Source organism: Hyphomicrobium sp. (assembly GCF_036833075.1).
Lineage (GTDB): Bacteria > Pseudomonadota > Alphaproteobacteria > Rhizobiales > Hyphomicrobiaceae > Hyphomicrobium_C.
In genome coordinates this window covers 1-9,971 of record NZ_DAITQL010000119.1, presented here as the reverse complement: position 1 = coordinate 9,971, position 9,971 = coordinate 1, and the positions used below count along the sequence as shown (strand labels likewise).

At 58.6% G+C, this 9,971-nt stretch carries 7 protein-coding genes and 2 pseudogenes; 6 read left to right on the top strand and 3 right to left on the bottom strand.

The window, feature by feature from the left end; translation table 11 throughout:
* Positions 1-46 precede the first annotated feature (46 nt).
* Positions 47-943, bottom strand: a complete 897-nt coding sequence (locus tag V7082_RS20340; protein WP_334151408.1) for a LysR family transcriptional regulator — start codon at positions 941-943, stop codon at positions 47-49.
* Positions 944-1,070: 127 nt separating this feature from the next.
* Between V7082_RS20340 and V7082_RS20335 the strand changes: the two genes are divergently transcribed.
* The gene (locus V7082_RS20335; RefSeq protein ID WP_334151406.1) at positions 1,071-2,045 is read left to right on the top strand and encodes an alpha/beta hydrolase family protein; all 975 of its coding nucleotides are present in this window, start codon (positions 1,071-1,073) and stop codon (positions 2,043-2,045) included.
* 436 nt (positions 2,046-2,481) lie between these two features.
* Here V7082_RS20335 and V7082_RS20330 read toward each other — a convergent pair.
* A pseudogene (locus tag V7082_RS20330) lies at positions 2,482-2,610 on the bottom strand (2OG-Fe(II) oxygenase); the annotation flags it as partial.
* A 492-nt stretch (positions 2,611-3,102) separates the two neighbouring features.
* Here V7082_RS20330 and V7082_RS20325 point away from each other — a divergent pair.
* The 5 genes from V7082_RS20325 to V7082_RS20305 all read left to right on the top strand — a co-directional run bounded on the left by V7082_RS20325 (position 3,103) and on the right by V7082_RS20305 (position 9,516).
* Positions 3,103-4,080: an AraC family transcriptional regulator ligand-binding domain-containing protein gene (locus V7082_RS20325; RefSeq protein WP_334151405.1), complete on the top strand. Its 978-nt coding sequence runs from the start codon at positions 3,103-3,105 to the stop codon at positions 4,078-4,080.
* A 388-nt stretch (positions 4,081-4,468) separates the two neighbouring features.
* Entirely contained in the window at positions 4,469-5,341 is an 873-nt protein-coding gene (locus tag V7082_RS20320) for a hypothetical protein (RefSeq protein ID WP_334151404.1), read from the top strand.
* A 64-nt stretch (positions 5,342-5,405) separates the two neighbouring features.
* Positions 5,406-5,852, top strand: a complete 447-nt coding sequence (locus tag V7082_RS20315) for a cysteine rich repeat-containing protein (RefSeq protein WP_334151402.1) — start codon at positions 5,406-5,408, stop codon at positions 5,850-5,852.
* A 163-nt stretch (positions 5,853-6,015) separates the two neighbouring features.
* The gene (locus V7082_RS20310) at positions 6,016-7,224 is read left to right on the top strand and encodes a patatin-like phospholipase family protein (RefSeq protein WP_334151401.1); all 1,209 of its coding nucleotides are present in this window, start codon (positions 6,016-6,018) and stop codon (positions 7,222-7,224) included.
* Between the two features lie 864 nt (positions 7,225-8,088).
* The gene (locus tag V7082_RS20305) at positions 8,089-9,516 is read left to right on the top strand and encodes a DUF1254 domain-containing protein (protein WP_334151399.1); all 1,428 of its coding nucleotides are present in this window, start codon (positions 8,089-8,091) and stop codon (positions 9,514-9,516) included.
* A 59-nt stretch (positions 9,517-9,575) separates the two neighbouring features.
* Here the strand turns inward: V7082_RS20305 and V7082_RS20300 are convergent.
* Positions 9,576-9,889, bottom strand: a pseudogene (locus tag V7082_RS20300) (tyrosine-type recombinase/integrase); the annotation flags it as partial.
* Positions 9,890-9,971: the final 82 nt, after the last annotated feature.

Below are 9,971 nucleotides of genomic sequence, written 5' to 3'. Positions count from 1 at the left end.
TCTCTAGGGGCCGGATTCTAGCGCCGTCTGGACTAAATTGCGGGGGTCACATCAGCCTGAACCGAAGAACATCGACTAGCAGCTTGAAAGCGGGTGAAACGTGCCGGCGGCTGGGATAGTAGAGATGGTAAGCCGGTAACGGCGGCGTCCATTGGGTCAGCACACGCCTGAGCCGCGCCGACTTTATGAGCTTCTCCACCTGATCCAATGGCAGGTAGGCCAGGCCGAGGCCGTCGAGTGCTGCATCCTGGATGAGATCGATGGTGTTGAAGATGAGCGGCCCCTCGACGCGCACGCGCGTCTCCCGCCCGCCTTTGACGAACCGCCAAGCGTTCAGCGTGCCCGAGGTGGGGAGCCTCAGATTGATGCAGCGGTGTGCAACGAGCTGATCGGGATGGGTCGGCTGCGCAAGCTTGCGGAAGTATTTGGGCGAGCCGACGATCGCCATCGGAATCTCAGGCCCGATCGGCACCGCGATCATATCCTTGGCCACGTGTTCGCCGAGCCGAACGCCGGCATCGAAGCGATCGGCCACGATGTCGGTGAGCCCATAGTCGATGATGATCTCGACAGTGATGTCGGGATAGTCAGGGAGAAGCCTGCTGAGAGCCGGACGCAGAATCGTCTTGGCCGCATGCTCGACCGTCGTGATGCGGATCGTTCCCGCGGGCTTGTCGCGGAACGTGCTGAGATCGGCAATGCGCTGATCGATATCGTGCAGCATCGGCGCCAGCGACTGCAGCAACCGCTCCCCTGCTTCCGTAGGTGCGACGCTCCGCGTGGTGCGGGCCAGCAGCCGCACGCCGAGACGCGCCTCCAGCCTGCGGACAATCTGGCTGAGTGCCGATTGCGACAGATCGAGCTTCGCCGCCGCCCGTGTGAAGTTTTTCGCCTCCGCGACGACCACGAAGGCCGTCAGGTCGGCCATGTCCTCGCGCCGCATTCATCACCATGTTTCTAGGTTCATACACATTATCACATCTAATCGATGAGCAGACAATGCGCTACCTTCCGACCATGCCGTCGTGATCGAGGCGACGGGTCTTCAATGAAACAGAGGAGTATTGGTGATGACCGGAATATCGAAGGAGCGAATGCAGAAGGCCCAGGAGCAGGAGAAGACCATCTCCAAGGCGGATCACGCCAAGGTCAAAGCGCTCGCCGGCATGGTGAAGATGCCGCGCAGCTTCATCTTCAAGAACCCCGACGAGTACGGCATGAAGGGCTGGCACGACCTGTCCATTCCTTCGGACGACGGCACACCGCTCGAAGCCTGGTACATCCCCGCCAAGGGCGGCGAGAGCAACAAGCTGGTCATCTTCAACCACGCCCTGCCAATGTGCCGCGCTGGCTATCCCGGCCACATGGGCGAGCCGTGGAGCAATTTCATCGAGCCGGTCGAGATCGACTTCGTCATCCAGTACAAGCACCTCACCGATGCCGGCTATAACGTGCTGACTTATGACTTCCGCAATCACGGACAGAGCGGCGCTGCAAACGGCGGTGTCTGCGGCGTCGGCCAGTGGGAATGGCGCGATTGCGTCGGCGTGAAGAAGTTCGTCGATGCGCATCCGCGCCTCGGCAAGATGAAGGTCGCTCTGTTCAGCCAGTGCCTCGGCGGTGTTTCACAGTATGCGGCCATCACCAAGCATCCCGAGCTGTTCGAGAACGTGAAGTGTCTGGCGAGCCCGCTGGTGCCCAACATGTCGTCGGTGTTCGCCAAGATTTCGGCGGCCCAGGGCATCTCGCAGTATCAGGAGCTGATCGACCTGGAGCTTTTGAAGCTGGGCGGTTTCGCCGCCGCTGACATGTCGGGCAAGCTCTGGGCTCCGAACGTCAAGCTCCCCCTCCTGATGTGGCAGGTGAAAGACGATGCCATCATCGAGAATCCGACCGACGCGCAGAGCACGTTCGACGCGCTCGCCAGCAACGACAAGGAGCTTCACTGGATCGAGGGCACGACGGCGCGCTTCAAGGACGGCTACAACTGGTTCGGCCGCCATCCCGAGAAGGTGCTCTCGTTCCTGGGCAAGCACATGAACTGAAGTAAGCCGCGCGATTTATTGAGTGCCAACAGCATTCTAGACAATGGTCGATGTCTGCTGTTGGCCCGTCGCTGACATCGGGGCTTTGGGCGAAACGTCCCATTTGCGGAAGTTGGCCATCTATTTCGGCACCCCCGTTGCCTGCCGCCGACCAGGTCCGCTCGTGGACGTGAAGCAGTCCTCAGATGTCATCTTCTCGACGATCTCAGTCGCATCGTCGACCTCTATGCCGAGGTACATCACAGTGCTTTCGATCTTCGAATGCCCAAGCAAGAGCTGGACAGCGCAAAGATTACCGGTACGGTGGTAGATTAGAACCACCTAGTACGCCCGCGACGGGTGCGTTCCGAACTTCGCCGAAAGCCTGATACTGGCAGCCCACTCTTGGACGAGCGCAAGATCGTTTGGTCACTGCGCCGTCCATCTGCCGTCGACAGAAAGCGCGGTCCCGTGATGGCCGCCGCGGCGGGACGGCCGCAAGCGACTGCGTGCGCGGCCGCTGCTCCGTCAGAACGAACTCGCCGCCGGTGAAGTCGCGGCCGGGCTCGGAAAGCAGGATCGCCACGCTGCGGCAAGGCAATGCTGCGGTGTTCGCCGTGCATCATCGTGTGACGGCCGTACTCCTGCGGGGTTTCGCGCTTGAAGGCGTCGAGACGCTTCTTGCCGATTCCGAGGCCGTCGTCGCTCAAGTCCCGCTTCGCCATTTCGTAACTCCCGGCGGTCGCACGATGTCTGTACGCCTAGGCATAGCGCTATGACCTGAACGTTTCGTCTTGCCTTTTGCGCCACGAACTTTCGAGGCAGATGCTCCTCAGCCTATCTGAGATTGCCGTGATGCGACTGTGAGCCCGCATCAAGAACTTTGGGGCTGCAGCAGGCATGTTGGCGAACTGGCTGGTTGTCCCTCCTATGCCCCTTGCCTCCGTTGACGGCAGTGGATATGTGAAAAGCGTTCATTTCGCGCCAATGTTTGGTTTGGGAGTAATTTCAAATAGCTGCGGTCCCTGTGATCTCCAGCCATGTACTGCAGGGCCTGCCCGCATTCATACGAAGTGAGATGGGGGAGGGGGCGCTGCTGCGTGCCAATCGTGCCGCAGGCTTCGATGTCGAACTGATCGAAGATCGAAATTTCTTTATTCCTCAGCAGTCTGTGGTGGGGCTCGTGAACGCGATGGCGAGAGCGGCCGGCGATGCCAACGTCGGGCTTCTCCTCGTGCCAAACATGAACGTCGCCGCCTACGGCGCGTTCGGACGCTATGTGACGGAAGCGAACACCCTCGAGCAAGCGATCGCGCGAAGTATCGCAACCCTTCAATACCATAGCACCTATGACGGTTTGTCGGTCACGACCACTGTCGATGAGCTGTATTTCAGTTATAAATCTGCGTTGGCGACTTCCGATGGATATGGCGCTGTCGCATGCGCTGCTGCTGGAGAACTGCTGAGCCTCTTCAGGGCATATTTACCCGACTGTTGGCGCCCGCTTCGCATCGAACTCGACATACCGACTCCCTGCCGCACTTCACTTTTTGAAGATGTGTTCCAATGCCCCGTCATATTCGATGCACCCGCAGTTGCGGTCGTTGCCGAGCGGCATTGTTTGCTGGCTGCTTCGAGATGCCCACCATCGCGGTCAATCGTGACACTCAATGATGTTTCGCGTGAGCGACCTGGCGGTGCACCGCGTAGCTTGCTCGATATCGCTATCGTCCAGATTCGTGCCCGACTTCTGATGGGATACGTGTCCATCGACGATGTTGCGCGATCCATGGACACCAGCATCCGAACGCTTCAGCGTGAGCTTCAACACGCGGGTACCGACTTTCGCAGTCTGACGACTGCGGTCAGAATCGAGCGGGCGACGGAATTGCTGCGAGATAGAAGCGTGTCGATCACCAACATCTCGGAACACCTGGGCTATTCGTCTCCTGCTGGCTTTTCGCGCGCCTTCCGGAAAGCTACCGGCTTTGGACCGCGCGAGTATCGTAACAAGGAGCCAGACCAGCTTGATTCCGGATCGGACGGCATCGAGTAATGCCCGTTATGGTTGCGCTCTGGAACGGCAGAGAGACTTCGCCGACGAATGGATCCACGAGATCGCTAGCGGCGAGCACGTTGCAGCAGCACTATGAAACCGATGGAAGCGGCAGTCGAAAGGTCGCCGCCACTTCATTGCCGCTTTGCAACAAACAGCGGTGAATCGATACCCCGACGGGTCCCACGGCGTGAAATGGTAAGAAAGGCCGGCTTGCGCATAGTAGCGTCACAATTCGTCAATCGAGAGAAGAGGCTCGCTGCATACGGCGAATAGAGAGCCCCGACGATGAAGGACCCGACGGAGGGCGCGCGTGTGGCTCAGTGACAGTCCTGTTTGTGGCTGGTCGGTGAGTCCCACTGGGGGGGATTGAGTTGTGAGATCCGTGTTGGGAGTTTTCGTCGGGATCGCGACTCTGCTCGCGACGGTATGGCCGGCCGCCGGTGCCGACTTGGGACCTGAGTCCATGCCGGGTGTTCCGACTAGCCAATGGCGATTGAGCTTTACGCCCTACGGCTGGGCGACTTGGATCAAGGGCGATCAGACGGTGAAGGGCCGGACTGTCGGGCTCGACGTCGACCCGGTCCAAATGGTTGAGCATCTCGATACGTTGCCCTTCATGGGCTATGCGGAGGCCCGCAACGGTCCGTTCGCGTTCTACGGCGATATTGTCTACGCAAAGCTTGGGCTCGATGCCGATAGGGTCACTTCAAGAGGCGCCCATCCTGCGATCTCGGGCTCGTTGAGCGCGTCGCTCGGTCAGGAATTCGAACAGACCGTTGCCGAGCTGGGTGGTGTTTACCAGATTGGAAAGTGGACCGCGCCGTCCGGTGGTCTCATGGCGGTCGACGTCCTGGCGGGCGCCAGATACTGGCATCAGGACATGAGCATCAATCTGGCACTCACCAACACTTTGGATATTGGCGATCTCGTTGTGACGCGGGGAATTGCTGTCGCGCGCGGCGGCGGCGTGGATTGGGTCGATCCGGTTGTCGGCGCCAGGCTCCGTCATCATTTTGCGCCCGGCCAGGAACTGGTTCTCAGGGGAGACATAGGCGGCTTTGGTCTAGGCAGTGATCTCACCTGGAACGTCGCAGCCACATACAGCTTTGTGATCTGCACGCAGGACGGAGTTACCTACTCCGGTCTTGTGGGTTATCGCGCACTCGATGTCGACTACGAACAAGGCTCCGGGCGCACTCAATACAGATACGATGTGCTACAGCATGGCCCGCTATCAGGACTAACCATAAGCTTCTGATCTGCGAAATAGCGGTCATGTAGCGGAACGCAAGTGGCGTAAGGGAAAAGGGAGTAAATTTAGAATGCACTTTATCCGGCTCTGCGCGCCAATACTGGCTTTGGTCCTCGCCATTGGCGGGTTGGCGTCTCCTCCGGCACGCGGCGAGCAGTCCATTGTCGAATCTGTCCTAAAAGGCTGCGCCAATGAGCTTCGGACCTACTGCAAGGCCGTAAGCCCCGGTCGCGGGCGCATCGCATCGTGCCTTTACGCTTATGAGGACAAGCTCTCTCTTTCTTGCGCGGTCGCCGTGTACAATGGGATCGTCGACCTGCAAACCACGACGGCTCACCTTGAATACTACGCTCAAGAATGCGGCTCTGACCTCCTTCAGTACTGTGGGGATGTCGTACCCGGGGGCGGGCGCCTTTATCAGTGCCTGGCGAAGAACAAGGCAACGCTAACGGATGCGTGCAGGAGCGGACTGCCTTCCGCCGAGGAGGAAATGCGCAAACTCGGCCTGACGAGATAGCGAGCACAGATCGACGGTAAGCTTACATTGGTTGAGATGGATATCCGTATTCCCCTTTTGATCGAGGACCAGTTAGTCCAGGTGCCTGCCGTTCACGACAGGCATCTAGGATCTGAACGAACGCCCAAAAGTCATGGTGGCAAGTGGCGGTCAAAGCGGCGGCGTGGGCAGCTTCGTTAGACGTTGCCTCGCGCTTTCCTGCCTCGCGACGTGGGTCGCTGGCTGCGCAGCCGACCTTGTACCGCGCGTGGCTGTACCGGCCAGTTTGGTCGACAAGGCGAGCGTCTCCGAATTCAATCAGATTAGGTACTGGGGGGACAGCAAACCAAGCGCCTACAAGGAGCTGGCTGCGCACAGGATCGAATCTATCCGCCAAGCCTATGGAGACAAGGCCTCAAAGCTCTCGGGCACTCGGGATATCTTGACCCTGTCGGGCGGAGGCAGTGACGGGGCCTTTGGGGCTGGCTTGCTGATCGGATGGACCGAGCGAGGTGATCGCCCACACTTCGATTACGTCACCGGTATCAGTACGGGAGCCATGATGGCTCCTCTCGCTTTTCTCGGGTCGAAATACGATCCCCAGCTCAAAGAGGCCTACACCACGCTTAGCGACGACGACGTCGCCTCGACGCAGATATTCTCGGCTGTGATCGGTGCTGCGGACAGTCTTGTGGACACCACGCCACTCAAAGGGCTGGTGGCAAAATACATGACCGTGGAGATGCTGAGAGAAATCGCCGAAGAGCATCGCAAAGGCCGCATCTTGATGATCGGTACGACGAATCTCGACGCTCAGCGCTCCGTCGTGTGGGATATAGGCGCCATCGCGGCGAGCGGCTCACCGGATGCTCTTGCTCTGATCCGCCAAATAATCCTGGCGTCTGCAGCGATCCCCGGTGCCTTTCCACCGGTCGAGATCAGCGTCACCGTCGATGGCAAGCTGTACCAGGAAATGCACGTCGATGGCGGCGTGACCCGTCAGGTATTCCTTTATCCCCCCGGCTACACGCCAAAGGCGGTGGACAAAGCCATCGGCTGGAAAATCAAGAGACGCGTCTACATTATCCGCAATTCGAAGATCGACCCCGAGTTCGCTGTCACGAAAGATCAACTGCTTCCGATTGCGTCACGCTCCATCTCCACTTTGATCAAGACCCAAGGGATCGGGGACCTCTATCAGATCCACACGACGGCAAAGCGAGATGGCGTTGATTATAACCTTGCCTACATCCCGTCCGACTTTGATGCCGTTGCTAAAAGTGGTTTCGACAAAACGTACATGAATTCCCTGTTCAAGCGTGGGTATGAGCTCGGTCGGGCAGGTTATCCTTGGCACAAGGTACCGCCTGGGTTTGAACCGGCTGAGAATTGACCGTCCGCAGGGGAGGGATTCGGGCCGAGGACTCTCCAATCTGGATCAACCTGTGTGGCATTGAACAGAAGAGGTCTCATCGCGGCGTCACGCAAAGCAGCCGTGGACCGGTGCTTTCTTCGCTGGGCGTTGCTGCAATCGAGCTGCTCGTCCTGCCGAATGTTGAGCGGCGACAAAAGCGTGCGCAAACAAAGCAAGGAACGACGCTAATCAGGCGGAATACAGGCCGCGCGGCCTCATTCACCAGTGTGCGGTCAAGGCCGTCATCTGGCTGATACCGGCGATGAGCGACATATTCTTCGCCGAGTCGCTGTTTCGTGATTTTGGTACGAAGCCTGCGATCTTGCTGTGATGAGCAAGGCGCTTGTGCCGCGCCATAGATGCGCGTGTTGCCGCCATTTCGCGCCAATCACAATCAATGGAGGCATGAGTTTCGCGGCGCGGTCTTGAAGCGAGGACACCGTAAGCTCCAGCCAGCAGGCCGTGACCTGCCGCGGCGGTTTCACCCGTCTCTACCAGGCGCACTGAGCGGCTGGCGCGAAATGGTAAGAATTAAACGGCTGTAAACTGCATAATGGCCGCATGAACGATACTTTGCCGCCCCGTTAGGCGGGCTAGGCGGGATATTGTTTTGTTCGTCTGAGGCGCAGCAATCGTGGAGCGCCTGCTGAGGACGTCATGCAATGCGCTCATCGCCGTCGCGGCCATAACGTTGCTCAACGTACCGGGAAAGCTCTTGGCGCAATCCGCACCGCGGCCTCAGGGGCACGTCCCTCTTGAAAAGTCCATCGAACAAGGTAGCCGTCGGCATTTAGAGACGCAAATGCGGCGGATCGGGATAGTCATAATATCGAGGAGGCATACATGAAGGTTACACGTCGGTCCGCTGCAATTGGTGGAGTGAGTTTGCTTGCCACGGCGGCCATGAGCCGTTCCGCCCTTGCTCATGGATCGTTCCTGGGTGTCGAAGAGGGGCTGGAGGAGTTCTGGCTCGCCACCGATGCCTATATCTTCGGCTACCCGCTCGTGACCATGGAAATGACCCGACGGGTTCTGACCAACGTCGCGGATCCAGTCGGGGCGAAGGCGCCGATGGGGCAGATCATAAAGCTGCGCCAGTATCCCGATTCTTCGTTCCGCGACGTCACCGCACCAAATGCCGATACGCTTTATACGACGTCATTCTTCGATGTCGGCGAGGAGCCGTGGGTGCTCAGCATTCCCGATATGCAGGAACGCTACTTCCTGATGCCGATGCTGGACGGCTGGACCAACGTCTTTCAAGTGCCGGGAAAAAGAACGACGGGCACCGCCGCGCAGACCTATGCGATTACCGGGCCGGGGTGGAAGGGCACGCTGCCTGCCGGCGTCAAGGAATACAAATCGCCGACCAATATGGTTTGGCTGCTTGGCCGCATCTACTGCACCGGCACGCCGGAAGACTATGCGGCCGTCCACAAGCTGCAGGATGATTTTAAGCTCGTTCCGCTGAGCGCGTATGGCAAGCTCTATACACCGCCTGCGGGTAAGATCGATCCTTCGGTGGATATGAAGACGCCGGTTCGCGACCAGGTCAATCGTATGGATGCGGTGGAGTATTTCACGCTGCTTTCTAAACTGATGAAGATCAACCCGCCGTCCGAGACGGATGCGCATTATCTTGCCAAGTTCGAGCGCATCGGCCTCGTACCCGGACAATCCTTCGACGCAAGCAAATTGAAGGCGGATTTCGTAAAGCACGTCCCTGTGGTTGGCTTCGACCGGATCATGCTTCAGTTCAAGATTAACGAGGCGATGAAGAAGGGAAACGGTTGGTCCTATACCATGAAAACCGGTATCTACGGCACGGACTATCTGATGCGTGGACTTGTCACTGCTATCGGGCTCGGTGCCAATCGTCCGCAGGATGCAATATATCCGGTTTCAAAGACCGACGCCGACGACCGAAAGTATAACGGCGCGCACAAATACATTATGAGCTTCCCCAAGGGGCACTTGCCACCAGTCGAAGGATTCTGGTCGCTAACGATGTACGACCCCCAGATGTTTTTTGTGAGCAACCCGATCAACCGATACTCGATAAGTCCACGACAGGACTTGAAGAGCAACTCAGACGGTTCCACCGAACTCTACATTCAGCATGAATCGCCGGGCAAGGATAAGGAGTCGAACTGGCTACCGGCGCCAGCAGGCGATTTCGTCCTGATGCTACGGATGTATTGGCCGAACGAGACTCATCCGACCATCCTCGATGGCACGTGGACAATTCCCGCGGCCAAGAAGGTCTCTTGAGGGACGAACCCATGACGGCTCCTGCGAGTTGGCATGGGCTCGACTTTAGTTATCGAGTGCCGTCGAGAATGGTCGGTCAGCTCGAACCGCACGGGCATACCCGTCTTCTTCCGCCGGATTGTCGTTGCTCGATCCATCGCATAGCCGCTCGGCGCAACGTCAACAACGCGGAGCGCGACGACGTCACAGGCGCGGAGCTTGCTGTCGATGGCCAAATTAAACAGTGCTAGGTCTCGCTTCCGATCCCCATCTGAATCTTCGTTCTTATCGACCAAGTGTGGCATGGCCGCTGGGGCGGCTTGGCGCCGATGAGCTTGCCTTTGTTCCAAGGCGTGCGGGCCGGCCGGTCGTCATGTTCGTGATTGTTGTCCATGGTCTGTCTCCGCGTTCGAGAGACAAAGTGACCCTCCCCCTCAACGGGTACCCGAAATAATGTAGACTCCGTTCGTCACCCC

Bases quoted from the DNA above. Each gene is read 5' to 3' on its own strand.
- V7082_RS20325 (WP_334151405.1), top strand. From the start codon at position 3,103: ATGGGGGAGGGGGCGCTGCTGCGTGCCAATCGTGCCGCAGGCTTCGAT.
- V7082_RS20335 (WP_334151406.1), top strand. From the start codon at position 1,071: ATGACCGGAATATCGAAGGAGCGAATGCAGAAGGCCCAGGAGCAGGAG.
- V7082_RS20340 (WP_334151408.1), bottom strand. From the start codon at position 943: ATGCGGCGCGAGGACATGGCCGACCTGACGGCCTTCGTGGTCGTCGCG.
- V7082_RS20315 (WP_334151402.1), top strand. From the start codon at position 5,406: ATGCACTTTATCCGGCTCTGCGCGCCAATACTGGCTTTGGTCCTCGCC.
- V7082_RS20305 (WP_334151399.1), top strand. From the start codon at position 8,089: ATGAAGGTTACACGTCGGTCCGCTGCAATTGGTGGAGTGAGTTTGCTT.